Annotated in this window: 23 protein-coding genes; 9 read left to right on the top strand and 14 right to left on the bottom strand. The window is 49.3% G+C overall.

Annotation, left to right across the window (positions count from 1 at the left end):
- The first annotated feature begins 195 nt into the window (after positions 1–195).
- Entirely contained in the window at positions 196–849 is a 654-nt protein-coding gene (locus ACDJ58_RS01420; RefSeq protein ID WP_413374899.1) for a phosphatase PAP2 family protein, read from the top strand.
- Here ACDJ58_RS01420 and ACDJ58_RS01415 read toward each other — a convergent pair.
- The 9 genes from ACDJ58_RS01415 to ACDJ58_RS01375 form a co-directional block, all read right to left on the bottom strand.
- Positions 842–2,365: an HD-GYP domain-containing protein gene (locus ACDJ58_RS01415; RefSeq protein WP_413374897.1), complete on the bottom strand. Its 1,524-nt coding sequence runs from the start codon at positions 2,363–2,365 to the stop codon at positions 842–844. The genes ACDJ58_RS01420 and ACDJ58_RS01415 overlap by 8 nt on opposite strands.
- Before the next feature lie 243 nt (positions 2,366–2,608).
- Positions 2,609–3,589 (bottom strand): anti-sigma factor domain-containing protein, encoded by a 981-nt coding sequence (locus ACDJ58_RS01410; RefSeq protein ID WP_413374895.1) that lies wholly within the window; start codon positions 3,587–3,589, stop codon positions 2,609–2,611.
- Positions 3,586–4,182 (bottom strand): RNA polymerase sigma factor, encoded by a 597-nt coding sequence (locus ACDJ58_RS01405; protein ID WP_413374893.1) that lies wholly within the window; start codon positions 4,180–4,182, stop codon positions 3,586–3,588. Before ACDJ58_RS01405 ends, ACDJ58_RS01410 begins: the two co-directional genes overlap by 4 nt.
- A gap of 575 nt (positions 4,183–4,757) precedes the next feature.
- Positions 4,758–4,886: a sporulation protein YjcZ gene (locus ACDJ58_RS01400; RefSeq protein WP_113055317.1), complete on the bottom strand. Its 129-nt coding sequence runs from the start codon at positions 4,884–4,886 to the stop codon at positions 4,758–4,760.
- Between the two features lie 355 nt (positions 4,887–5,241).
- The gene (locus ACDJ58_RS01395; RefSeq protein WP_197521564.1) at positions 5,242–5,349 is read right to left on the bottom strand and encodes a sporulation protein YjcZ; all 108 of its coding nucleotides are present in this window, start codon (positions 5,347–5,349) and stop codon (positions 5,242–5,244) included.
- A 42-nt stretch (positions 5,350–5,391) separates the two neighbouring features.
- On the bottom strand, positions 5,392–5,496 hold the full coding sequence (locus ACDJ58_RS01390; RefSeq protein WP_017690880.1) for a hypothetical protein: 105 nt from the start codon (positions 5,494–5,496) through the stop codon (positions 5,392–5,394).
- A 102-nt stretch (positions 5,497–5,598) separates the two neighbouring features.
- Positions 5,599–6,831, bottom strand: coding sequence for an exo-alpha-sialidase (locus tag ACDJ58_RS01385; RefSeq protein WP_413374890.1), 1,233 nt, complete (start codon positions 6,829–6,831; stop codon positions 5,599–5,601).
- Positions 6,832–6,856: 25 nt separating this feature from the next.
- On the bottom strand, positions 6,857–7,225 hold the full coding sequence (locus ACDJ58_RS01380) for a hypothetical protein (protein WP_413374888.1): 369 nt from the start codon (positions 7,223–7,225) through the stop codon (positions 6,857–6,859).
- Between the two features lie 210 nt (positions 7,226–7,435).
- Complete coding sequence (locus ACDJ58_RS01375) at positions 7,436–7,768, bottom strand: MTH1187 family thiamine-binding protein (protein WP_413374886.1); 333 nt, start codon at positions 7,766–7,768, stop codon at positions 7,436–7,438.
- Between the two features lie 766 nt (positions 7,769–8,534).
- On the opposite strand from ACDJ58_RS01375, the gene ACDJ58_RS01370 reads away from it, so the two are divergent.
- From ACDJ58_RS01370 to ACDJ58_RS01355, 4 genes are all read left to right on the top strand, one after another.
- Positions 8,535–10,853, top strand: coding sequence for a ribonucleoside-diphosphate reductase subunit alpha (locus ACDJ58_RS01370; protein ID WP_413374884.1), 2,319 nt, complete (start codon positions 8,535–8,537; stop codon positions 10,851–10,853).
- A 405-nt stretch (positions 10,854–11,258) separates the two neighbouring features.
- The gene (locus ACDJ58_RS01365; protein WP_024632189.1) at positions 11,259–12,290 is read left to right on the top strand and encodes a ribonucleotide-diphosphate reductase subunit beta; all 1,032 of its coding nucleotides are present in this window, start codon (positions 11,259–11,261) and stop codon (positions 12,288–12,290) included.
- A gap of 191 nt (positions 12,291–12,481) precedes the next feature.
- The gene (locus ACDJ58_RS01360; RefSeq protein WP_413374882.1) at positions 12,482–13,456 is read left to right on the top strand and encodes an SMI1/KNR4 family protein; all 975 of its coding nucleotides are present in this window, start codon (positions 12,482–12,484) and stop codon (positions 13,454–13,456) included.
- 17 nt (positions 13,457–13,473) lie between these two features.
- Positions 13,474–14,511, top strand: coding sequence for a phosphotransferase family protein (locus ACDJ58_RS01355; RefSeq protein ID WP_413374880.1), 1,038 nt, complete (start codon positions 13,474–13,476; stop codon positions 14,509–14,511).
- 94 nt (positions 14,512–14,605) lie between these two features.
- On the opposite strand, the gene ACDJ58_RS01350 is transcribed toward ACDJ58_RS01355, so the two are convergent.
- Both ACDJ58_RS01350 and fosB read right to left on the bottom strand, forming a co-directional pair.
- Positions 14,606–16,417, bottom strand: coding sequence for a S9 family peptidase (locus ACDJ58_RS01350; protein ID WP_413374878.1), 1,812 nt, complete (start codon positions 16,415–16,417; stop codon positions 14,606–14,608).
- Between the two features lie 130 nt (positions 16,418–16,547).
- The gene (gene fosB / locus ACDJ58_RS01345; protein ID WP_413374876.1) at positions 16,548–16,967 is read right to left on the bottom strand and encodes a metallothiol transferase FosB; all 420 of its coding nucleotides are present in this window, start codon (positions 16,965–16,967) and stop codon (positions 16,548–16,550) included.
- Between the two features lie 167 nt (positions 16,968–17,134).
- On the opposite strand from fosB, the gene ACDJ58_RS01340 reads away from it, so the two are divergent.
- The 4 genes from ACDJ58_RS01340 to ACDJ58_RS01325 all read left to right on the top strand — a co-directional run bounded on the left by ACDJ58_RS01340 (position 17,135) and on the right by ACDJ58_RS01325 (position 22,957).
- On the top strand, positions 17,135–18,034 hold the full coding sequence (locus ACDJ58_RS01340; protein ID WP_413374874.1) for a glucose 1-dehydrogenase: 900 nt from the start codon (positions 17,135–17,137) through the stop codon (positions 18,032–18,034).
- A gap of 204 nt (positions 18,035–18,238) precedes the next feature.
- Positions 18,239–19,849, top strand: coding sequence for a gamma-glutamyltransferase family protein (locus ACDJ58_RS01335; protein ID WP_413374872.1), 1,611 nt, complete (start codon positions 18,239–18,241; stop codon positions 19,847–19,849).
- 420 nt (positions 19,850–20,269) lie between these two features.
- A complete protein-coding gene (locus ACDJ58_RS01330; protein WP_413374870.1) occupies positions 20,270–21,277 on the top strand; it encodes a BMP family lipoprotein in 1,008 nt (335 codons plus the stop codon).
- Positions 21,278–21,304: 27 nt separating this feature from the next.
- The gene (locus ACDJ58_RS01325; RefSeq protein ID WP_413374868.1) at positions 21,305–22,957 is read left to right on the top strand and encodes a methyl-accepting chemotaxis protein; all 1,653 of its coding nucleotides are present in this window, start codon (positions 21,305–21,307) and stop codon (positions 22,955–22,957) included.
- 513 nt (positions 22,958–23,470) lie between these two features.
- Here ACDJ58_RS01325 and ACDJ58_RS01320 read toward each other — a convergent pair.
- From ACDJ58_RS01320 to ACDJ58_RS01310, 3 genes are all read right to left on the bottom strand, one after another.
- On the bottom strand, positions 23,471–25,138 hold the full coding sequence (locus ACDJ58_RS01320; RefSeq protein ID WP_413374866.1) for an NAD(P)H-hydrate dehydratase: 1,668 nt from the start codon (positions 25,136–25,138) through the stop codon (positions 23,471–23,473).
- 65 nt (positions 25,139–25,203) lie between these two features.
- Entirely contained in the window at positions 25,204–25,836 is a 633-nt protein-coding gene (locus ACDJ58_RS01315) for an NAD(P)-dependent oxidoreductase (RefSeq protein ID WP_413374864.1), read from the bottom strand.
- A 265-nt stretch (positions 25,837–26,101) separates the two neighbouring features.
- Entirely contained in the window at positions 26,102–26,515 is a 414-nt protein-coding gene (locus tag ACDJ58_RS01310) for a GNAT family N-acetyltransferase (RefSeq protein WP_413374862.1), read from the bottom strand.
- Positions 26,516–26,671 lie beyond the last annotated feature (156 nt).

The following is a 26,671-nucleotide window of genomic DNA, read 5'->3' as shown; positions in this document are numbered from 1 at the left end:
ACCTTTAGTCCGTATGCATCTCTATCATATCATGCCCGTTCAACCTTCGACATTTCTTCGTCGTCAAAAAAATGCACAAAAATACACAAATCAGGATTCAATTTGTGCGCTGAACGTAGTAGAATATATTGTTGTTCGATTTTAATTGCTGTGATCCAGTTCCTTGCGAACTTGGATGAAAGGAGAAACGGTGTTGTGCACGTGTTAAAAAGCAAATCCTACTGGCTGTCGTTAAGCTTGATGCTTTCCTTGGCTGTCATGGGGATGTTCTATGATATTCTGAATAGTCCGGAACGCGGTTTCTCTGTGCTTGATTCCCCGTTGGACCGGATCATCCCTTATGTACCATCCATGTCCATACCCTATCTGGGTTGGTATCCGTTTGTCTTCGGTGTGTTGGCTTATTTATGCGCCAAGGATCGGCTCACTTATTATCGCGTCCTGTTATCCATGAACATCTGTGTCTGGATCTGTTACCTGATCTATTTTAATTTTCAGACCATGGTGCCGCGTCCCGAGTTAACAGGTACAGGTCTCGGTGCTTCTCTTCTTGGATGGCTCTACGGCCAGGACCGCCCATATAATTGTTTTCCAAGTATTCATGCCCTTCATTCTTATCTGGTTATGCGTGCTGTTCTCTCCGTTCAGAGCATTCGCAAACAGGTTAAGGTGTTTGTTGCTGCCGGGGCAGCACTGATTATATTATCCACCTTAATGATCAAACAACATGTAATCTATGACGCCCTGGGTGCGGTCGTACTCGGTGAATGCGTTTTCACAATTATCACTGGGCTCTCACTGCACCGTCGTCGCAGAAAAGAATCGAAGTGGACAGAGGGAATCAGCTGACCCCTCGCTCCGACGATTTCTGGAGATGCTGTTGCCGTCTCCACTCATCAATAAACAAGCTTGCAAAATAGGGATCCCACTGGGTCCCTTTTCCTTCTTCCAAAATAGATAGCGCTTTCTCATGGCTCATCCCATTCCGGTATGGACGATCAGACGTCATGGCATCAAAGGCATCAGCCACGGCAATGATACGGCCAAACAGCGGAATCTCTTGGCCTGCTATGCCATCAGGATATCCTTTGCCATCATATCTTTCATGATGAGACCTTACACCTGGCAGGAAGTCTGCCATGGCATCAATCGGTTCAATCTGTAGCAAAATGCTCTCTCCAAGAACGGGATGTGTGCGAATGATGGCGAATTCCTCATCGGTGAGTTTTCCATCTTTCAATAACACTTCGTCGGGTATGCCGATTTTCCCAATATCATGTAGCAGCGCTGATTTGTATAACAGATCTGCTTGTTCTTCATTCATGCCACTCAGCTTGCCGATCATAATTGAATACTCTGCCACCCGCATGGAATGACCGGCCGTATATTTGTCCCGTGCGTCCAATGCAGCCGCCAGGGTGGAAAAATAACTTTGCAGCAACTGCCGATTGCGTTCCTGTCTCATCTCAAGCCGGTTGATCATCATATTGAATCCGGAGATGAGCGCAGAAAATTCATCCGCGTACAGATCAGGGGTTCTTCTGCCAAGGTCTCCCTCTTGAATTCGGTTCATCTCCTCAGTCAGCTCCGCAACCGGACCGCGAACATCCCGAATCAGCAGCCAGCTTCCCACAAGGGCGAAGCCCCCGCCCAGCACAACGATAAGAACTGCCCACAGAATATACTCTTTCGCAAACTCGCTATCCATATACTGAAGACGGATCGATGTAGCCAGGAAGAACAGAAATAATGGAAATAAACCGATCAGCGCCGTACTCAACTGAAATTTACGCTGAATGGACACCAGGACACGTCCTCCGAGAGATGGTTCCATACCATGCTGTTCTTTGCCTCTGCGGCGAACTTCCAGCAGCAACGGTCTCACGGTCCGAACCGTCAAAAAATATTCAATCAGGGCATGCATCACGGCGATCAATAAGGCACACGCCGCTGCAACTGCGACATATCCATACGGAAATTCCAGCCATCCTGTAGAAATCATCCATATCGTCAATCCGGCAGCAGGCAGGGAAAATCCAAGCATATGCGGACCCAAAATACGATAGATCGTTTGTCCCGGAAAACGGTGAATGCTCTCATACATCTTTGTCAATTCGGCCTTTTCATGATGCTCGGCGGCAAAGAACTGCCGGATGGGGCCAAGTTGTGCCCATAACGTAATCAGTTCAGCAACAAGCATGAACAATAGTGAAATCAACACAATGATAATGAGTCGTACAAATTGAATATTCGGTATTTGTAAGGTAGACACCATAACTACTGTACCTACCACAAAAACAGCTCCCATTGAACCGATAAGATAATTTCGCATCAGACGAAAGATAAATGAACGGTATACTTCCACCCTAACCCCTCACTCTCTAGCTGTAAACCAGTTCTCCCCATTGATGATGACAGAGGGAGATTAAGGGTACAGCCTCCTATTTGTTATCGGTTACTCGGACTGAAAAAATTAATTCATTTCACGGATGGGAAACCTCCATCCTGGAATTAACTATGAATCGTTCATCTAACTTATATGTACGCGTACAACCATACAAAAAAGACCGCTCCCCGTAGGAAACAGCCTGATATAGCAAGACATTTCTTATCCTTTAATTTTGGCAGCCAGAATCATTGTACCACGCGGCTCATCACCCATCGCATCCGGTTCAAGTGTGATCGCGACCGTGTCGTAGTCGTTGGCAGAGTCTAACGTATAGTATACCGCTCCCGTTCCATTATGACTTAGGAAGGTCCCCGCATTCTGAGGTGTATCGCCCTTGATCAGCCAAACCTGGAACGCCTCATTCCCTTCCAGCGTAGGCAAGTTCTCCGCCTGTACAACTAGGTGAGTTCCTTTGCTGTCAATGACGATGGTAGCTAGGCCTTGGGCCACAATGTCCTGTGTCGCAGGACTAAGCTTGACGGCTTCGCCTGTCTGCATTCCCTGTGCAGGCTGCAGGGATGAAGCAAGCTGCTCTTGCAGCTGAGCATTCTGTGCCTGCGTCTGAGCAAGCTGCTCTTGCACCGTCGATGAGCCCTCAGCTTGCTGCTTCAGCGAATCGACCTGGCCTTGCAGCTGCCCGGCATAGATGCCGAGCACAAGCGCCGCTGCCGCGAGGGCTGCGCTCGCTATGCGCCAGGAGCGGCTGCTGCGCGCACGCGCGCGCCCTTGAGGCTGCCACGGCTGTGCCTGTGCAGCCTCTTCTGCCCGGGCTGCAGGCACCGCCGTCTCCGGCGGCAAGCCTTGCCCGGGCTGCGCCGCTTGATGCTGCGGCGCAAGATCCTCCTGAAGCACCACGGGTGCTTCAGGCTCCGCAGGAGCAGCCGCCGGCTTCGTTCCGGCGCTCTCCTGCGCGTGTCCGAGCACGTTGCCCAGCACACGTGCTCGCATGCCAGGCGGCGGTGCAACAGGTTCCGCCGCGAGTGGCAGGAAGCCTGTTACTTCCTGCAATTCCCTCACCTCCTGGCGACAAGACTCGCAATTGGCTAAATGCGCTTCAAATGCTGCCACTTCCGCCGCTTCAAGTCCTCCCAGCACATACACCGGTGCCAGATCAGACCATTCCTCATGTCGTTCTATCATGGATGTATGCCCTCCCTTCCCGCATCCGGATGCATTTCAGCATCGGCAAGCAGCTTCTGAAGCTGTCGCATCGCAAGCCTGACACGGCTCTTTACCGTACCCAGCGGAATCCCGAATCTGCTGGATACCTCCTGTTGCGTTAAGCCTGCATAATAGATCGATTCAATGACCTGTTGCTGGTCACCATTCAACTGGGACAAGGCCTCCTTAATTCGGACACCTTCCCATTTGCGCTCTATTTCTTCTTCTGTATTTGTATGTTCATCGGCATATGCCGCCAGTGTTTCGTTTTCCATTGAGGTCGTAGCTGCGCTTTTGGATTTTCGCCTCAGCATGTCCACTGCAATGTTGCGCGTAATGGCGAACATCCACGTGGTCAGCTTCCCCTGTGAGGCCTCATATCGTTCAGCATTGTTCCAGACCCGCAGGAATAATTCCTGGACAGTCTCTTCTGCTGTCATTGGATCACCAACGATCCGATAAGCAAAAGAATACACCGCCCGCTCGTAGCGGTCATATAAAAGCTCCAGTGCGGAAGCATCTCGCTCTGCAATCTGCCGCATTAACCTGCTGTCCTCTATTGATTCAGTCATGCGAGGGCCCCTTTCCGTGTCATCCCTCTTATTATAACCTACGCATAATCATTTGAAGAGGATTACCTTATTGAAGAAAAAATCTGAAATGTTTTCAAAATTGTTTTCAAAAAAAGCTTCAACCTTCCTTTTTATTGCAAAAAATTACAGCCTGTGGTATACTATAAGAGTTGGTATTTAAACAACCTCATATGATTTTCTGTCTTCTTTAAACCCCGGAATATTTTCTTCATGCTGCGACCGCAGCTAATATGCACACTAACCTATGAAGATTGAAGAACCTGAATCACAATAACCCGGTAGTACAGAGTTTCACAAGATGTTCCCATTCACACTGGCGCGGTCATCGGAGCCGCAAGGACAAAAGAGAGGTAGGGCTTTTGTTGTTTTGGATGTCACTTATTCTTGAGAAGATTGAAAACATACACAAAGCACCCGGAATTGGGTTCCGGGTGCTTTTCCATGTCCACTTTTAATAAAAAATGTCCAGACAGCTAAAAGGCGCCGATACAATCTCGGCGCCTTTCATCGGAGTTGTATGGATCAACTCCTTTATACAGTTGCTGTTGCACGATTTAGATAAACATCGTTTTGGAGATAATAACCAGCAGGATGAACAGTACGAGAATCGTACCCATGGATCCCCAGCTTCCCCCGCCGTGTCCATAAGATGTTCCACAACCTTGATGATAACCATGCAGCATTGGAGCATGATTGGCATGATTGGCATGATGTGCGTATCCGTAGCCATACCCCGTTGGCATTGTACAACCATATCCGTACCCATGCATTTCATGACCTGTGTACTGGTATCCTTGCATATGCTCATACCCTCCCATATGTCCGTATACGTGTCCCTGTCCGTTCGGTGAATTCGGTTTTACTTCGCTCATTGTTCATTCCTCCTTAACATTTGCCTACACCCCTAAGCTATGTATTTTGCCTACCTCTGGACCGGGCTATGGCCCTACTTTGACAAAATAGGCGTTTTCACTATTCATATGGGCTTGTCCTCAACCTAAAAAAAACCCCACCGGTTAACCGGCGGAGTCCAACATATTATACCCAGAAAGATTTAGTGATGATAACGAGAAGAATGAACAGAACCAAGATGGCACCAGTTGATGTCCAGCCGCCGTATCCTGCGCCTCCAAGTACTTCGCTCATGGAGATTCCTCCTTTACCAATGGTTTAGGTGTTAAGGGTCTGTTAGATGAGGAATGCTTTAGAAATGATAACCAACAAAATGAAGAGAACCAAAATGGCACCAGTCGATGTCCATGCGCCGCCGTATCCACCTACAACTCCACTCATGCAAAACCCTCCTTTTATTTGAGGTACAGTTCACTATATGCAAAAATCACTCGCGAGACCGGGCTTCCGTTAAAAATGGGCAAGGTTACAGTTGAGGTATGACTATGAACCAAAATATACATCCAGTTTCCCTGTTGGCTGTGTTGTCGCCATCCATACGGCGGCCAGGTTATCAGGCGACTGCGTATAGGCTGTGATGTAGTCACCAATGAGTACTGTCGGTACAGGGGAATTACCATTCGGATTGAAAGATGTCGTTGTGAGCCGCCGATTTGTAAATGTTGCACCACCATCAAAAGACTCGGCTACATATACATCCAGTAAAAATCCATTAATCTGATTTGAATAATAGATGACTCGAATTGCACCCGTAAATGGTGATACGGTGATCGAAGGAAAGAAATTCTGTGAACCTGCAGGGGCTCCCGTGATGCTTACCGGTTCGCTCCAAAGCAACCCATCTGGAGACTGGCACATGAACACGTCTGTATATCCATTCCGGGCATCATTCCAGACTGCATAGACTGTACCACTGTAGATACTGTTGGAAATATCTGCAGCCAAGTTCAGATTTGTTTGAACACGAAACGCATAATCGATTACAGGTAAGGGCGAAGGTGCCGGGACTACCGAAGCAATCAGGGTAGACTGATTACTCACTGGAGGCTGAAATGTCGCACCACCGTCGTAGGATATCCTTAGTAATGCATAAGGGCTGTCCGGACCTGTGGTAATATACCCGGCATAGACCTCACCCGTAAATCCAATAGCGATTGTCGCACGATCATGAAACCCTCTAGGACTGGAAATTCGGCTTGGCGTTTGCCAGGTCGCAGCCTGATCCAGGGATCTTTGAAAAAAGATCGATGATGCCGCCGTTGCCAGTGGTGTGTATCCAACATAGGCATTGCCGCGATACGGGCTACCCGGTGTACGATCACACGCTATATAAGGTTCATCATTGTGAACAATGAGACCATATCCCTTGTTTACAAACACCGGGGGAGCCCATGTGAGACCGTCATCCATTGAAGTATAGCTAATAATTGTCCCGTCATTATCCCCATTAAAAATATGAACCGTTACAATAAACGTACTGGGGAATGTGTAATCAATGGTAGGGGCTTCCGCTCCGGCGTATCCCGCAGGTTGTAGTAATGTAGTCGTTGACCAAGTTTGTCCCCCATCAATGGAGCGGTAGAACCCAATCAGTGTCGGCCCAGTACTTGTATCGACTGCTACAACACACATAATGTTAGGCAATAATTCATTGACCGCAATTGACGGTTCGAATTGGTTGCCCCCCAATGCCCCTGTAATATTTACAACTGGCATTTCTCTCACCTCCGTCATATTTGGGTTATGGAATATTCGTAAAGCGGTCCACCCACACCATTTCCGATTGCAGCACACGCTGCATGACATTACCCACGGAATCTAGACTGTAAGCCTGAATAACCGCGCTTGTAGCACTAAAATAATCGCTCTGGACCTCAAAATAATCTGCTGTGTTCAGCGTATACAACAATGTTTTGGACGCCTGGGGAGGTAGCTGGAACAGATCGTGACCAATCGGAATTCTGGCAGTCTGGGAAGTATCCCAGCGAAATACCTGAAGCTCAATATTGGCTGGAATATTGAGAGAATCATTTAAACAGGTAACAATTAATTGTGTGGCACGATCACTCCCCGTTGGAGAGTTAAAGAGGAGACCTGTAGTATAGGGCATTGTAATCCCTCCCTTCCTCATACAACTGCCGACAAAGGTTGTCAGTTTAATATAAAATATGTGATTTCAAGTTAAAAGGCACGGCAAAACTCAGGAATGCTCTGAAGAATCCGCCCTTATTGAACCTAAGGAAATGCAAAAAAATGTAAGCCCCAGATACAGGGCTTACAGTAATATGTAGAACTATTTTCTATTCTCTGCTGACTGCCGTTAATTTGGCCGTGCCTGACGGGAACGGGATGCCAGTTTGTCCTGAACAGATTGCAGCTTCTGCACACTGGAGGCATCCGGTTTGTCACGACGATCGTCGATCTTGACGGAGGTGGAGACACGCTGAGCTCCTGATAGAAACGGTGCTTCATGTAGAGCCGCAATTGCTGTAAATACTTCATTGAGCGGACCTTCGATAATGGTACTCATGGAGGTCAACTGATATGTAATGCCCCGCTGGTTTTCCAATACCTTCTGCATGTCCGCCACATAACTGCTCAAGCTGGTCGTCCCGGTGCCAATTGGAATTACGGTCACCTCTGCTATTGCCATTTTGCTCCGCCTCCCTTGGGCCCCGCAAGTTACCGGTGCCGCTCATTTTTAGTCGATTTTTACCTGTTTTTATTCTACCAGTTGAAGGAGCCACAATTCAAACTGACGTGATGACGTCATCTGATTTGACCAAAAATTTTTTTTGATAAATCTTCAAATCTTCCAGCCCTTTTCCTTTGCGGATTTCTAGCTTAAATGGTATACTCGGAATTACGTTTTACTGTATTGGCCCACTTTACAAACACAATATGTTGGGTTAGAGTATGTTGACAGCTACAAAATGTAGTAACACTAGATTTCTCCGCTTCTATTAGTCACCTTCTGCATTCTCGCGAAAAACAGGATGAAATCACCTCCAAAGGCACGTCCCTGTAGGTGTAAATCGCTTTCTCGAAACAGAGTTGACACGGAGGTTAACGGGGCTGTTTGGACTGCACCCGGTATCCTCAAACTACAGGCGCGTCTGCAATAGACAAAAGCTTACATAAGCACCCTTTTCTGTCGTTATTCCAAACCTTTAAGACAGGAAGGAAGCCAGAGCATCCATGGGCATTTTCAGCCGCGAGGCGGGGAGAATGCTTTTTATATGAGCATGTTCTGTGTTGTGCTGCTTTGTGCTCCTCCGTTGAGCGATTTAAGACGTGACCTGTACCGCCATTTCAGTCCGCAACCTATATCTTTTTTCTCACCGTTAGAAGACACTCAATTCTTTATATAAAGAATTTCTCCAATTTATCTCTTAAACATGCGAAAGCGAGGAATATTCATGCCACAAGTTGTGACCAAGCCGAACAACCGCCAGCTTGCCTTTGATGATATGCGCATCTCGGTATATGCCGACCGTACTCTGGCAGGACTGGACATGCTGGATAAGGAACGTCTGGTACGTGGAGTAAACAGCAAGCTCCGTCGTGATGAAGTTACCGGGGACGAAATCAGCAGTGCTTTTATGATGAGCGCACTGGAACTGGTAACCAAAGAGGAGCCTAACTGGAAATTTGCAGCGGCGCGCTCCCTGCTCACTTCCCTGTACAAAAAAGCGGCTACCAACCGCAGATACAAGTCTTACCCGGACGAACCTTATGGTGCATTCCATCCTCTTCTTGTAGACCTCATAAAAAAAGGCATCTATCGGGAAGAATTGCTGGAATGTTACACCAAAGAACAGATCGACGAACTTGCTGAGTGCATTGACTACCGCAACGATCTGCTCTTCGATTACATCGGCTTGCTTACACTGGCAGAACGTTACCTCGCTCACGATTTTGATGGAAAAGTAATGGAATTGCCACAAGAGCGTTATATGGTTATCGCAATGTTCTTAATGCATCAGGAGCCTGCTGAGAATCGTATGAATCTCGTCAAAGAAGCTTACTGGGCGATGAGCAACATGTACATGACGGCAGCTACACCTACGATGTCCAATGCAGGTAAAAAAGTAGCCGGACAACTCTCCAGCTGCTTCATTGATACCGTGGACGACTCACTCGAAGGCATCTTCGATTCCAACACGGATGTAGCGCGTCTGAGCAAAATGGGCGGTGGCATCGGCGTTTACCTGGGCAAAGTCAGAGCACGAGGTTCGGATATCCGTGGTCACCAAAATACAAGTTCCGGTGTAATCCCTTGGATTCGCCAGCTGAATAACACAGCGGTCAGCGTAGACCAGCTCGGTACACGTAAGGGTGCCATTGCGGTATACCTGGACGTCTTCCACAAAGACATTCTGGCCTTCCTCGACCTGAAGCTGAACAACGGCGACGAGCGGATGCGTGCGCATGACGTATTCCACGGCATCTGTCTGCCTGACCTGTTCATGGAACGGGTATCCAGCCGCGGCGAATGGAGTCTGTTCTGCCCACATGAAACAAAGAAAGTGATGGGCTGGAAAGACGAGAACGGTCGTGCACTCGGACTGGAAGATTTCTACGATGAGTCCTTTGGTGAAGGTGCATTTCGTGATAAATACGAAGAAGCAGTCAACCATCCGCTGTTGTCCCGCATCACGGTTCAGGCGATTGATATCATGAAGCGTGTACTGAAATCCCAACTGGAGACAGGTACGCCATACATGTTCTACCGGGATACGGTTAACCGCTCGAATCCGAATCGTGCACACGGTATGGTATACTCCTCCAACCTGTGTACCGAAATTATGCAGAACCAGTCTGCCACGGTTATCGAAAAGGAAGAACTTGTAACCAAGGATGGACAAACTCGCATCGTGATCTCCAAAGTGCCTGGCGACTTTGTTGTCTGCAACCTGAACTCCATTCACTTGGCACGTGCCGTGCCTCACAATGTACTGGAGCGTCTGGTACCGATTCAGGTGCGCATGCTGGACAACGTTATCGATATTAACAACATTGAAGTGCTGCAAGCCCAATATACCAACAGCCAATATCGCGCAGTCGGTCTGGGAACGTTTGGACTTCACCACCTGCTTGCCCTCGAAGGCATTCATTGGGAGTCCGATGAAGCGGTAACGTATAACGATAATCTGTACGAAAAAATTAACTACCTGCTCGTGAAAGCCAGCATGGAGCTGTCCAAGGAAAAAGGACATTATCCGAAATTCAAAGGTTCCGATTGGGAAAGTGGTCACTACTTCGACCAACGCGAGTACACGTCAGGTGAGCGCGCAGGCGAGTTCGTAACGACAGAACAGTGGAAAGAACTGCAAGCCGAAGTACAGCAAAACGGTGTACGTAATGCCTGGTTGTTCGCCATTGCGCCTAACGGTTCCACGTCGATCATTGCTGGCTCAACAGCTAGTATTGATCCGCTCTATGAGCTGTTATCTTATGAAGAGAAAACAACTTACAAAATTGCCAACCCGGCTCCGGATCTGTCCGAAAAAACAAGCCCTTATTACCAAACGGCGTTCATGGTAGATCAACATGCTTCCATTAATATGGCGGCTGCCCGTCAGCGCCACGTCGATCAGGGACAAAGCTTCAACTTTTACGTTCGACCGGATATCAAAGCAACAGAATTCCTGGAATTGCATCTGCACGCCTGGAGAGCCGGCATGAAATCAACCTATTATGTTCGTAGCCGGGCATTAACGATTGAAGAATCTTGATTTTTTTGCACAAGCTACGTTTTTATCATTGATCAAGATGATTAACTAGATCCACGATGACCACCAGGGCATCCTGTTTTGATTGCAAAATGGCGTTGCTCTGGTTCTTTTTTGCCTAAAATACGATCACAACATCATCAGATGTTGATATAGATGCCACATTACAGCCCCTAATATATATTTTGAAATAATATTACACGATAACGGAGAGGACAGAAAAAGCTGGAGAAGCGGAGCTAAAAGCTTTCTGAAAGAAAGCTGCATCGGAAGCATACGCTTCGCCTTTATCACCGGATTTCTCCCATTTAGAAAAGGAGTTAAAGAAATCTGGGGATAACAGCGATCGGAAGCTTGTTCTGTCATCGTAGTTATATAGTGTAAATTCATTCAAGGAGTGAACGGATTATGCAATTGCAGAAAATTTTCAATACCGAAGCACCCAACCAGTCTACCCGTATCATTGAAGGTGAATGCTCAGGCATTCTGAACTGGAACGATATTCGTATGCCTCATATGTACAAACTGTACAAAGTACTGCTGCTCAACCACTGGATCGCGGATGAAATCCCAATGTCCAAGGATGCTTCCCAATTTGCCCAATTGGACCCGGAAGAACAACGTACATTCAAAGTCAACATCTCCCTGCTCGCTGTATTGGACTCCATGCAAACGATGTTTGTAGGTGACGTGAAACGTTATTTCACGGATTCCTCACTGGAAGCGATCTCGGCAATCATCGGACAACAGGAAGTTGTACACAACCAATCGTACTCTTACGTCCTGTCCTCCATCGTATCCGATCGGGAGCAAAAGGAAATTTTTGAATACTGGAAACATGATCCGGTGCTGCTTGACCGTAACCGGTTCATCGCCGACATCTACCAAACTTTCCGGGATAACCCGTCTCCACAGACGTTCTTCCAGGCGATGGTAGCCGATCTGGTACTTGAAGGTATCTTCTTCTATAGTACATTTGCCTTCTTCTACAATCTGGCCCGTGACCAGAAGATGATGGCAACTAGCCAAATGATCTCTTATATTCAGCGCGACGAGAACCAACACTGCTACTTCTTCGCTGAAGTGTACAAACAGTTGCTGGTAGACTTCCCTGAACTGAACACACCAGAGAACATGGACTATGTGTACAAAACGATCAACCGTGCCGTTGAACTCGAAACCAACTGGGCACACTACACTCTTAGCAACGTACGCGGGATTGACCTGAACGAGTTGGAAGATTATATCAAGTACATCGCTAACAAACGTTTGCGCCTGATGGGTATGGAAAAAGCATACGAAGGCGTGGATGTGAACTGCATGCCTTGGATCAAACCTTTCTCCGACGAAGCACTGAATGCTACGAAAACAGACTTCTTCGAAGCCAAATCGCGTAACTACGGCAAAGTCGGCGACGATAACGGATTTGACGATCTGTAAGTTGATTGATCCAGTGACCGCAATCTAATCAAATACACAACACTCCCCTTGTTGGAATGTCTTGATGGCTTTCTGCTTGTGGGAGTGTTTTTTCTATACGACTGGATAGGATACAATACCCATCCATCCTGAGAGCTTGTAAGATATAATGGAAAAAGGTTCACATTCCCCTATTGAAATGAGGCATAGTGATGGAAAGAGAACTGCTGGAACAACTAAATAAATGGCATGAACAGGACCAGTTCGATCTCATTATTGAACGTATTCAACATATCCCTGAATCGGAGCGGGATTATGAGTTAATTGGACAACTTTCCAGAGCGTATAACAATGAAGGACATTACCGTGAGGCTGTCCAACAGTTACTATCCGTCAATGGGCAGGGAGTAAGTGACCCTCTCTGGCAGTACCGGTTGGGTTACGCTTATTATCATATGGCAATGTATGAGCAGGCACTCAAAGCTTTTGAGATGGCAAACGAGCTCTTGCCCCATGACGAATCGACCATCGAATTTCTCGAATGGACACGGCCCAAAGCTGAAAAAATGCAACAGGATCGACATCGTCATCAAGAGATATTGTTGGAATTGGAGCACAGCGGCAGGCTAAACCACCTCAGAGCCGCCTCCGGGTCCTACGATCCGGTTTCATTCTGGGAACAGAGTGAATATGCATTAGAAAGTTATGTATCTACACCTTTTGACGAAGAGTTGATCCAAACCATTGAACAGGAGCTAGGCTACAAATTACCGGCCTCCTATATCCAGTTAATGAACACACAGAACGGCGGAATCCCTGCACACACCGTTTTCCCAACCAAAGAAGCCACTTCATGGGCCGAAGACCATATCGCCATTACGGGGATTATGGGCATTGCGCGGGACAAGTCCAATACACTGGGTGGAGAATTTGGAAGTCGTTTCATGATCGAAGATTGGGGATACCCTGATCTCGGTGTTGTGATCTGTGATTGTCCATCTGCCGGACACGATGTGGTGATGCTGGATTATCGATTCTGTGGCCCTGAAGGCGAACCTGCTGTGGTTCATGTGGATCAGGAAAACGATTATGAGATTACATATCTGACGCCTAATTTTGAAGCTTTTATTCGCGGATTGGTTGATGCCGATACGTTTGATCTGTCTGACGAAGAGGATGAAGACTGAGATCGCAGGAGGGGCTTATGACAACCCGTATATATTTTGGCTCCAATAAACTTGGTGATATTGAGCAAGCATCCTTGCAAAAGGCGCTTCATGATTTCAATCTGGGAACACTTATGGATTATAAGCGAACCGATGAAGGTGTGATGGGTCAGACACTTCTTATTCGCTCTTCAGAGGGAGAATATATTCTGAAAGGCAACCCATTATATGCGGGACAACTTCAGGAAGAGCAGTTTTTCGTAGAACAGCTGAGAACTCACACCAACATTCCTGTACCTGATCCATATTTATTATATGAAGATACCGACATATTGGGCTGGAGCTATGCCATCATGCCCCGATTACCTGGAATGCACCTGCATGATCCGTCATTACAGGCTTCACTTTCACAGGAGGATCAGGAGAAGATCGCTACAATGCTTGCCCACTCCTTAGCAGAACTGCACCGTTGGAAGGTCCCTGACGCGGGAGAGTATGATCCTGTAGCAAAACAGATCGTTCCCTTTGCGGGCAAATATCTGGACTGGCTGTACGGGACAATCCATCACTGGCTGCAGGATGCTGCAAAGTACTCCGTGATAACAGACGAAGATATACAGTGGGTGGACGAGCAGTTAAAAAACGCTGAATCTGCATTTCACTCCATGCCTATTCCCGGATTTGTGATGGGAGATTTTAAGGTTGAGAACTTTGTGATTCAGAGGAATGGTGATAGCCTTGCTGCGGACTGGCAGATTACTGGTCTGTTTGATTTTACAACGGCCTATTTCGGAGATGGCACAGCAGACCTAACCAAAATGACAGCCATGTATATACGCGAAGGCCAACCTGAGCTTGCCAAACGATTCCTTCACGATTACCGAGATGTTGTCTGCGCAGCAGATACGGAGCGATACCAGCACTTTGCCACACGTCTTAGGGTGCATCTGCTCTATCAGCGCATTTTGTTATGGGGTGAATGCAAAGCAACAGGCCGAGTGACCTGGGCAGCGGATATGCCTTTTGCACATTGGGCGGAGCAGTACATGGATTCGGTTATTGCTTTGCTGGATTAACACACCAAAAAACCGCCAGAAAGATGAGCCACACTCACTCCTGGCGGTTTTCTCAAACCATCATATATTTAAAGCGGTGATACAACCATATGAATTACGGTTGTGCGACCGGCACTTCCTGATGTTTCTGCAAAAATTCCAGCATCCGCCGATAAACAAGAATCTCATTCGTTTTTCTGGAGAAGCCATGGCCTTCATCATCCAGAACGATATACTCCACGTCTACCCCTTTCCCCTGCAACGCGGCCACGATCTGATCGGATTCCGCCTTCACGACCCTTGGATCATTGGCCCCTTGAATGACCAGCATCGGGTTCACCATCTGGTCCAGATACGTAATAGGTGAATCCTTCGTTAAGCGTTCGCGGTCACGGACCGGATCACCCAGCCAGTTGTCCATCATCGGTTTCCAATCTTCCGGCACAGATTCCAGGAATGTGAACAGGTTACTTGGTCCAAAAATATCGACCGCAGCGCGGAATAATTCCGGGTGACGTCCTGCCAGCAGCAGGGTCATATACCCGCCGTAACTGCCCCCTACCACAAACAGGCGATCCGGTGATGAGATGCCCTCGTCAAACAGCCAGTTTATACCCGCAACACAGTCCAGCCTTGGGCCCTCGCCCCAATCCCTTTCGACCATTTTGCCAAACTCGGCGCCATATCCAGTGCTTCCCCGGAAGTTCGGAGCAAAAATATGATAACCCTGAGCCAGCATCATTTGGAACATCGGACGGAAGAATTTTGCTTCCGATGCCTGTGGCCCGCCATGCGGCCAAAATACCGTGTAACCATTAGCCTGTTCCGGCTTCGCTTTGAAAAAAAGCGCTTCGATCTCCAGTCCGTCGTAGGAGTTATATCGAATGACATCCGGGTAGACGAGATCGCTCGGATCAAGCCCTGTTACCCGATTGTCAGTCAGCGGTTCCCAGGACTCACTACCTGCCATCAACCGATAGATATTATGCGGCTGGATAGCTCCACGCCCCGAAATATACACGTTGCCAGCCTTGGTAACCGTCACATGTTCTACGGTGTCCAGTGGCATGGCCACACGCCGAGGCTGCTCGGAACCTTTGTCCAGCGCGTACATCCGATTCTCGGGACCCGTAAACGTCCAGAAGTATAACGTCTCTGAATCCTTATGCCAGCGGATGATATCCACGTCTTCTCCCTCCACTTTGCACAAAAGACGAAATTCCTGAGTATCCAGCCGGTATTCGGCCACATAGGTGTACGGTTCATTATCATTTGTAATCATCAGAAGCCGATTATTGTCTGCAAATAGGACATACGAGACCTGACTCTGCCGCTCTGAGACCGGAATAATGGATTCTGACTCACCGTTCCGGTACACGTATGCTGTCTGGTAGGTATTGGAGTATACATTCAGGATTACGTAGGATTGTTCATCCGAACTCACAGCAACCAGATTGCTTGTGACCTCTTCCCCCTGATGCAGAAGCTCATCCTCTCCCGTTTCCAGGTTAATCCGGCGTGAATTGAGATAGTTCGGGTTATCCCTACTTGTCATATAATAAAGACGCTGCCCATCGTCGGACAGATGGGAGAAATAACAACGATCATTGGGCTCTGCTGGAACAACAGGAAATGGGACCCCACCTTCCGGTTTAAGTGCATACAGATGATAATTCTCATCTCCGTCCCGATCAAACGCCGTGAGAATATGACGTCCTTCTGGGTCTGGTTTGATAAACTGGCTGCTCTGATTCAAATACGTCAAAGGATATGGGTAGCCACCCGGCAGATCCATCGCCCAGATATTGGGCTGTCCGTTCAGATTGCTGTCAAAAAACAAACGTTTCTCGTCGGCTGATACGGCAAAATGGGAAATCCGATACGTCTGGAAATACTGTTCTACATCCGGTTTGGGAAACTGAATCATGACAAACCTCCTTGAGTATGAACTAAGTATCAAACAGTGGTAAATTAAGGGTATATTTGTCCATATTATATGTACATCCATTGTTTGCACAATAGATATGTCATATTTTTTTCCATTTTAGCTCATTCGGTTACGTATAAAAGGTCATATGAGGTTTGTCTTCCCGGTAATAATCCAGCCTTTGCTTCATATTTCCGGTATGCAGTTCGAACAGATGACCATCGGGATCGGTAAAATAAACGGATAACGCATCCTTCGGGTCACGTGGTCTTCCGGGAAGAATGTCAGCCCCAGCTGCTCGCAGCTGCTGCACAGACTCGTCGAAGTCCTCTTCTTTTACGGTAAATGCAATATGTGTATACGTTCGTTCCGTATAGTTGCGAATGACGTCTTCCTGATTTAAAGCGATCCACAGACCGGCAAGTTCGAAATACGCCAGCTTCCGGCCTTTCACCTGAATACGGGCACCGAGAGCCTGCTCATAAAAGGTAATGGACCGTTCCAGATTAGATACGGAAAAGCACAGATGATTAATTCCCTGAATATTCATTTGGCTCCTGACACCTCCACATTTAATGAACTGTTGCAATAGCTACATCCTTATTATGGTATATTTTGCGTTAAAAACAAATGCCCTTCTTCCTCCTGCCGCACCTTCTTCTGGGCGAATGCATAGATTAGGCGTATGAACGAACGTGCGAGGAGGATGTAAACCGAATGAATCCTGTCTATCCTTTTTACGGTGAGAAAACGGTGTGCAAGCAACAAAAGCTGGCTTTCCCACCCCAGCATCAGGACCAACAGCCAGGTCTGGAAACCCTGATGGTACCTGAACCGATCAGCGAAGATCCTGCTTATATTGGCAGCTGCAAGCTGGAAGGCAAGGTTGCGATTATTACCGGTGGTGACAGTGGAATCGGCAGAGCGGCAGCTATTGCTTTTGCCAAGGAAGGTGCAGATATCACCATCGCTTATCTATATGAACGGACCGACGCCGAAAGGACACGTGAACGCATTGAAGAGCTGGGACAACGGTGTCTGTTAATCGAGATTGATCTGCGGTTAAAGAAAAACTGCGAGGCTGTCATCCGTACGACCATGGAAACCTTCGGAAAGATCGACGTCCTGGTCAACAATCATGGCGTGCAGTACGTACAGCCAAGCATTGTCGATATTACGGAAGAACAGCTGTACCATACGTTCCAGACGAATGTGTTTGCCTATTTCTTTCTTATTCAGGCGGCTCTCCCACATCTGTGCAAAGGAGCATCCATTATCAATACGGCTTCCATTACGGCCTATAAAGGGGAAGTGCAACTGATCGATTACTCATCCAGCAAAGGGGCTGTGGTCTCTCTGACTCGTGTACTCGCCAAATCACTCGCTGCTCAGGGCATTCGGGTCAACTGCGTCGCGCCCGGACCGATCTGGACACCGCTCATTCCTTCCAGCTTCTCCGCTGAAGACGTGCAGGTATTTGGAACCGAGACGCCGATGGGCCGGGCAGGCCAACCTTATGAACTTGCGGCTGCCTACGTCTATCTTGCTTCCCGCGACTCCTCCTATGTCACTGGTGAGTGCATTCATGTCAATGGCGGCGATATGGTAACGACCTAGTCATCTGGAGAACACCTCAAATCCTTTGAAAAAATACAATAGCACTGATATGAATGCAACTGTATCATCGCTATTCACGGGCTATGTCAGGTTGGATTTCGCGTTGGCAGCAGGAGATCACGTCACCTGTTCCGAAGAGGGTTAGGAGTAATTGATCCGGCGAGCCGGAACCTGACATCTTGCGACAAGGAGCTGAACAACCTGATGAACTACGATCCACTCTACCAACCGTATCCGTCTTATCGTGTGCCCGTTTATGCCAAACAAGGCATGGTCGCCACTTCACAGCCTTTGGCCGCACAAGCCGGTCTGGATGTGTTAAAAAAGGGCGGCAACGCCATTGATGCCGCTATCGCCACCGCTGCAGCGCTCACCGTGCTGGAGCCAACGTCCAATGGCATTGGGGGCGATGCCTTTGCCCTCGTCTGGACCGAGGGCAAACTGCATGGCCTGAATGCCAGCGGGCCTGCGCCTCAGAGTATATCGATTGAGGCGCTCAAAGCGGCAGGCCATTCGGAGATGCCGAAGCTGGGGGTCATCCCGGTGACGGTGCCTGGCGCACCGGCGGGTTGGGCTGAGCTGAGCCGCCGATTCGGACGGCTCACGCTGACGGAAGCGCTGGAACCGGCTGTCCGCTACGCGGAAGAAGGTTACCCGCTTGCGCCGGGGCTGGCCCGCCATTGGGCACGGGCAGCCGATATCTACGCACGCCAAGGCGATGCGGAAGCCGGGCGTGCGTGGTTTGAGACATTTGCCCCAGGCGGGCGTGTTCCAGCCGTGGGCGAGATGTGGCGTTCGCCGGATCATGCGGCAACACTGCGCCGGATTGGCGAGAGTGGTGCGCGAGACTTCTATGAAGGCGAACTTGCGGAGCGTATTCACTCTTTTATGGCAGAGCACGGAGGTTACCTGACCAAAGAAGATCTGGCTGCATTCCAGCCTGAATGGGTTGATCCAATCTCGGTCTCCTATCGCGGATATGATGTGTGGGAGATCCCACCGAACGGTCAGGGGCTGATTGCTCTGGCAGCGCTCAATCTGTTGAAGGGCTTTGATTTTGAAGAAAAGGAATCCGTCCTGGCATACCACAGGCAGTTGGAAGCCATGAAGCTGGCATTTGCCGATGGAGAAAAATACATTACCGAGGAACGCAAGATGGGCGTAACGGTGCAGGAATTATTATCCGAAGCGTATGCAGACGAACGGCGCAAGCTCATTGGTGATGTGGCACTTCCGCCTGAAGCGGGCGACCCAAGGGCAAGCGGAACGGTGTATCTTGCAACGGCAGATGGTGAGGGCAACATGGTTTCCTTCATACAGAGCAATTATATGGGCTTCGGCTCCGGGCTAGTTGTGCCAGGCACAGGCATTGCCCTGCAAAACCGGGGGCATAATTTCTCGCTTGATCCCGATCACGCCAACGCACTGGAGCCAGGCAAACGGACATTTCATACAATCATTCCGGGCTTCCTCACACACGGTGATGAAGCGGTCGGACCATTCGGGGTCATGGGCGGTTTCATGCAGCCCCAGGGTCATGTGCAGGTCGTCATGAATACGGTGGACTTCCACCTCAATCCACAGGCTGCGCTCGATTCTCCGCGCTGGCAGTGGACCAAAGGCAAAACGATTCTGGTTGAGCCTGGATTCCCTCAGCATATTGCACAGGCACTTGCTCGCAAAGGGCATGATATACAGGTCGCCCTCGATCCGTCGATGTTTGGACGCGGCCAGATCATCTGGCGCAACCCGGACAACGGCGTATTGTGCGGCGGCACGGAAAGCCGGGCCGATGGCTCGGTAGCAGCGTGGTAATGCACTGCAAGTGCAGCTGAATGAGAGCGGGAACGTAACGCTCAGGAGTATGGCATATGCTGTGCGAACCGGGAAAACCGTTCATATATATGAATTTTTTGATTCATGATATGTATTCATTCATCATTCGTTTGGTTTCAGGAAAAGGCAAAGAAGAGATCTAATCGGTCTCTTCTTTGCCCTTTTTTTGTCTTTTTTTCCCGTTGACCAGCAAGACGTATTACAGGTTCTGTATAGAATTCATGCCTCTCCAAATGTAAATCATATGTATAACTTATGGGTATAATCGGAATTTCATTGAGTTTTCGTAAATTTTCATCCTTACCCATTACGGAGACTCTGCTCCCATCCGATATACATAGAGAGGAATTGCTCACCTCACACGTCATCTCCATCTTACAGAAAAGAGGGCATACGCACATGAAAACACAATGGAAAATCAAATTCGGGTTCACCATGATGATGGTTCTGGTTGTTCTGGTCCTGGGAGCATGTTCGGCAACCGATAAGGTGTCCCCGGCAGACCAGCGAACCAAAGTCGGAATCGTTCTTACGGATGTCGGCCTGGGTGATCATTCTTTCAGTGACGCATCTTTTGAGGGTTTGGTACAGGCAAGAAACGAGAACAGTATTGTTTTTGATTACAAGGAACCGGGAAAGGATTTGACATCCGAGGCAGCCTTTGAGCAATTTGCGAAGGATAAGGTTGATCTGATTATTGGTCTAAGCGACACGATAAAAACCGATTTGGAGAAGATTGCTCAGAAGTATCCCGATCAGCACTTTCTCATCATTGACGGGCATTCCGATCTCCCCAATGTGACCTCCATGTCCTTCAAAGCAGAAGAAGGCAGCTATCTTGCAGGTATCATTGCTGGCTTTGCAACAACCGAAGACCATGTAGGCTTCTTGGGTGGAATGGATATTCCGGTACTTCACGATTTCCAGCAAGGTTTTGAGCAAGGTGTACAGGCCGCGAATCCGGATGCCACAGTCCATGTCGTGTACGCCGGGGATTTCGGCAATCCTGATCTTGGAGGTAAGCTCGCGGCACAGATGATTCAGGAACAACGAGTTGACGTCATTTACGTTGCTGCCGGACTTACAGGCATAGGCTCACTTTCAGAGATTCAGCGATTGGGTAAATACGCCATTGGCGTGGACCAAGATCAGTTCTTTTTAGCAGAAAAAGCAGTACTCACTTCCATGCTCAAAAATGTAGATGTCTCTCTTCATAACGCCATTAATACGTTCAATCAGAACCAACATTCATTTCCCGAAAAAGAAATGTTCTATGGGCTGGCAGAAAACGGCGTAGGATTAACCGCCCTACATAACATCATACTCACGGACGAACAACAGCAAACGTTCGAAGATTTGAAAGCACAGATCGCTTCCGGCAAAACCAAAATTACCCTAGATCAATAAACCAATTGCTAATATGGAGGCACGCTTATGAAATTGCAGGGAAAGCTGATAATGAATGCCATCGTATCGTTACTGTTATGCCTTTTGCTTGTAGCCTATATCATTATTCAATTGCTGAGCATGAATGCCAAAAATCAAAATCTGGTGCCTGCCATGCTGAAGGTCACTGAGCTGAACGCTAACCAGATACAGACCGAGCAGGCGCTCGATGTGTACTCGTTCTCCATGACAGCTGGCAATCAGGATAATGTAACCCGCTTGCTGAATGAAGGTAAAACCATGGTAAAGCAGCTCACAGAAGGCTTGCTGGAAACGGATGAACAGCTTCGCCTGATCCAATCGATCCAAACCAAATTAACGGCTCTGGACACGGGCGCCACCGAAGCCATCACAGCCATGAACAGTTCGGACGCCAAACGTTTCAGCTCACGGGTCAAAGGCATACAAAATGATATCTATATGCTGGATGAGGTGACCCGGGATCGATATGACCAATATACAGTAGACCTTGAACAAGACATTCAACGGACCTGGCAGATTGCTCTCGCCGGAGCCATCATCCTGCTTGTCGCTGTCCTGCTGTTTAACATGTACACTTCACGAAAATTGGCGAGACGCATACGCACATTGAAGGAAGCGGCAGGACAAATTGCGAACGGCGATCTTACACAGCAGCTTCCAGAGACACGAGGCAAAGATGAACTGGATGACTTAAACCGCTCCTTCCGCCTTATGACGGGAAACATACGCAGTATCATTCAATCCATTGGTGCCGCAGGAAACCGTGTTGATGGGATGGCGCAGGATATTGATCGCGGTAATGATACCGTGCAGGCCATTGTGCAGCAAGTATCCCGAACGACCGAAGAACTGTCGATTGGCAGTCAGAAAATTGCTGAGGATCTAAGTGGCACGGTCATGGTCGTGGACAAGATGCAGCATATGTTTGAAAGCAATCTTCAGGCGACTTCACAATCGGCCATTTATGGTAACGAAGTTTTGAGTTCCGTGCAAGAGGGACACATTGCCGTACAGGAACAGCTTCGACTGGCTGAAGTAAACCGGATTGCCATGTCTGAGGTAGAAAAGACTGTCCAGGAATTGGAGGAGAGCGCCTCCCGGATCGCAACCATGACTGCCTATGTATCAGGCATCGCTACGCAGACAACCCTTCTGTCTCTGAACGCCTCCATCGAAGCGGCACGTGCAGGTGAAGCTGGACGCGGCTTTGCTGTCGTCGCGGGGGAAGTGAAGAAACTGGCCGAGCAATCGGAGCAATCGGTACAGCATATCTTTGCCGCTGTCGGTGAAATCACAGCAGCTATGGGCAAAGTGAAAAACTCTGTGACACAGAGCATTCAGCTCTTTGCAGAGCAGGAGCAGGCCACTGGAAAAACCGGCGAATCCTTCTCCGGAATTCGTCACAGTGTAGAGCGAATCAGCACAAGCATTAACCAGCTTACGGAAGACATGCAGCAGTCCAGTGAACTTAGCGCACAGGTTCAGCAGGCGATTGAAAATATAAGTGCCATCACGGAACAATCGGCTGCAAGCAGTGAGGAAATTACAGCTTCAACGGCAGAGCAACAACGTTCGTTCGCCGAAGCAAGCACTAAGGTGAAAACCCTGCGGGATATCAGTGCAGAGATGCATCAGGAGCTTTTACGGTTCCGGTTGTAGTGGGGTCACAATAAAGAGAAGCTCTACCGCAAGTCGGAAGTGACTTCTTTCTCTGGGGTCAACACACTTGCGAATCTAACGAATTGATCATGCCTTAATAGGAGGATTCGTGACAAATGCAAAGTTTAACGAACTTCAGTCTTCAGTCACGTTATTCCGGTTATTCCGGTTAGTCCTGCCACAATTCAGGGGCAAGAGCTGCCGATCGAGGGAATAACGTCGCTGGGATTGGTTAAACCGCGAAACTGTGGAAATTGCAGCTAATAGCATGTGTTTGATTCGTTAAAAGTTAATACCACTAAAAAGGGATGTCCTCGTCATGTTTATGACTATGGGACATCCCCTTCTTTATATTATGAGTGGTTTATATCTTTGTGCTGTGTGCAGAGGCATTCAGCACATGAAGGACATGTACTCTCTAACTGCACCTATAACACGAGCTCAAAGCGGTGTAAATGCAAGCTTATGAAGTAACGAATGTACCAAGAGCGCGGCGCCAATCGTCCCCATGATTTATAGTGCATCAATGATATCCCCTGCGAGCAGGGATGCCGGATCACCGCGCAGCAACGCGGCTCTCTCTGCTGCCTGGCCGTGTAGAAACACACCAAAGGTGGCAGCCTGCTCCGCGCTAAGCCCTTGGGCGAGTAGACCGGCGATGATGCCGGTCAACACATCTCCCACACCGCCGGTCGCCATGCCGGCGTGCCCGGTTGTGTTTATATACGCCTCGCCGGATGGCGTTGCGATGACCGTTCGTGCTCCCTTGAGCACCAGGGTCACGCCCTGCTCGCGGGCGTACCGTGCAGCGTGTCCGATTCGGTCACGCTGCACTTCGGGGGTCGGCATGCCCAGCAGTCGGCCCATCTCTCCAGGGTGCGGCGTCAGGATAGTCGCCGCACTTCGTTTGCCCCAGTCGCGAGGCCCTGTTGGGCCAGCGTCTGCCAGCATGTTGAGGGCGTCCGCGTCGATGACGAGCGGGCGATCCGAATGTTGCCACAGACGGCGCAGCCAGTCAGTGTCGCCTTTGAAGCGGCCGAGGCCCGGGCCGGTCGCGAGCACGTCGCGGCTTTCCGCGAGACGCAGTACGGCGTCCGCGGAAGCCGCGTTCCACTCGCCGCTGTCGCCATCTGCGGCGGCAGCGAGCATGAGCTCGGGCACGGTGCCGATGACATGCGGCAGCAGTGACGCGGGCAGCGCCCATGTGGCGAGCCCGCAGCCAGCGCGCAGCGCGGCTTTGGCCGAGAGCAGGCCTGCGCCGCTCATCGGCAGACTGCCTGCGGCCAGCAGTACGTGGCCGTAAGTGCCCTTGTGGCCGTCCGGTGCCCGGAGTCGGCCCGTGTCCACGCGCAGCGCACTGCGCAGCACCTCTTCCGTCAGCAGACGGACCGAGGGGCCATGCTCCGGCGCAAGCCGCGCGGGAATACCGATGGAGCGCACCACGATGCGCCCCGCGGCAGATGCGCCCGGGTACTGCACCAGCCCGCGCTTAAGCAGCGCAAGACATACGGTCACCCGGGCCTGAATGCAGGGCTCATATACCTCCCCGGTGTCGGCATTCAGCCCGCTTGGCACATCGGCGGACACGACCGGCTTGCCGCTGCCGTTCGCCGCCTCAATCAGCGCCGCGTATGCTCCACACGGCGCCCCCCGCGAGCCGGTGCCCAGCAGCGCATCCACGATGCCTGTGCACCGGCCGAAGTCCACGGCTTCACGCCCGTGGACCAGAGCAGGGATGCCAAGCTGCGCGGCGGCATCCCGCTGCACTGCGGCTTCGCCCCGCAACGCATCAGGCGCATCGGCGTAAACCAAAGTCACGCCGAGCCCCGCTTCAACCAAATGGCGCGCCGCAACCAGCCCGTCGCCGCCATTATTACCCTTCCCGATCAGCATGTACCACTGCTGATCGCCGGGCTGCTCCATCACGAGCGCCGGATCGGCGATGATGTCGCCACCATGAGCAGGCAGATCCCCGGGCCCGGTGTGCGCCCGCTTCCCGTTTTTGTTCCAGCAGCCATGCTGCTCCGAACGGCGGTCAGTATCGTCTTCCCGGCACAGCCGGATAACTTCCTCGGCGATGGCTCTGCCTGCATTTTCCATCAAACTGGCAGCAGGAATGCCAAGCTTGTGAATCGTATACTCATCCACAGCTCTCATCTGTTCAGCGGTTACGATAAACAACGTTCATCCCTCCCCGGTGGCCTCTTCGGAAATTTACAGAAATATTGCTAGCTTACCTACAATTCTTAATAACCTACTGTAAACCGGGATTGAATAAATTGCGGATCATCCAGCTCATCCACCAATGCCGCTGCAAAATCACCAACGGAAATCGAACTTTCACCCAGATCATCTGTGATTACACGATTCATACCAACCCGGAATAGGCCTGTCCGTCTTCCTGTTGTGATCGTAGCCGCAGGACTCATGTAGGTCCAGTTAATATCCGATGCTTCAATCAGGTTATACGCATCGACATGAGCCTTCGCCAATGGTTTGACTTCCTCAGGGAATCCTGGTGTGTCCATCAGCATTTCTCCAGAATCCGTAAGCAAGCTTCCTGCTCCGCCAACAACAACCAAACGTTCTGCTTTTGCACGGCGAACACCCTCAATTAATGAACGTGTAACTTCCAGCATCTCTTCCTCCGCACCAAACTTCGGTCCATAGGCACTCACAACAGCTTCCTGTCCTGCTGTAAAATCGGCAACCTGGTCCGGGTTAAGCAAATCCCCCTGTACCACACGCAAACGCTCATGCTCCATCTCAACCTTCGAAGGATCACGAACAATCGCCGTTACCTCATGTCCACGGTCCATTAACTCCCACAGTATCGTCTTTCCAATCGCTCCGGTTGCTCCAAAAATGGCAACTTTCATATCAAATCCCTCTTTTCAGTAGATATCATCTTGTCAACTTACCGTTATTTTAATACTTAATCCCATTGTTATATACCTTAAACGGCTCACGCCATCTTAAACCGTCTTCACCTACTTGTAAACCATCGTGAAAAAATCTCTTCCAGCTCTTACTCCATACTAAAAAAGCCGCATATGCGGCTCAGCATCAATTACTTCATATTAGTTTGAGGTCATGCATACTTCCCTCATTTCAATTTTCAATAAACTGCGCTTTATTTCCGCTCTATTCCCCTTGTCTCCACCACATACCTTCCGATTTCGGACTGGTGTAGGTGAAGCCAAATTGAGCGTACAGACGATCAGCAGGAACATCTGCCAGCAGGCTGACCAAACCACGAGCAGGCACATGTTCACGCAAATAATTCATGATTTCGCTCATGATCAATTTTCCATATCCTCTGCCTTGCTGGTCCGGGCGCACGGCGATATCCACCACCTGAAAGAAGCAACCACCGTCCCCGATGACCCGGCCCATGCCTACGATTTCATTTTCTTCACGCAGACATACGGCAAAAAGACTATTGGGCAGCCCAATCTCCGCTCCCTCCTTGCTCATCGCACTAAGACCTGCGCTTTTCCGTAATGAAAGGTATTCTGCTGCTGAGGGCGGTGTACGTTCAATGTTGATCTGGTCCATAGATCATGCTCCTTTCATAAATACGGATATAATCAATTATAATTTATAAAAAATATCTATTCACCAATTACTTCATCTTTAATTCTTAGATCTGTAAGCTCGAAGTCTTATTCTTATCATCAAAAAAGTCTCCTGAGCTTGAACTAACTCAGGAGA

Source organism: Paenibacillus taichungensis, assembly GCF_047302525.1.
Taxonomy (GTDB): domain Bacteria; phylum Bacillota; class Bacilli; order Paenibacillales; family Paenibacillaceae; genus Paenibacillus; species Paenibacillus taichungensis_B.
This window is presented reverse-complemented; position numbering and strand designations above follow the sequence as displayed.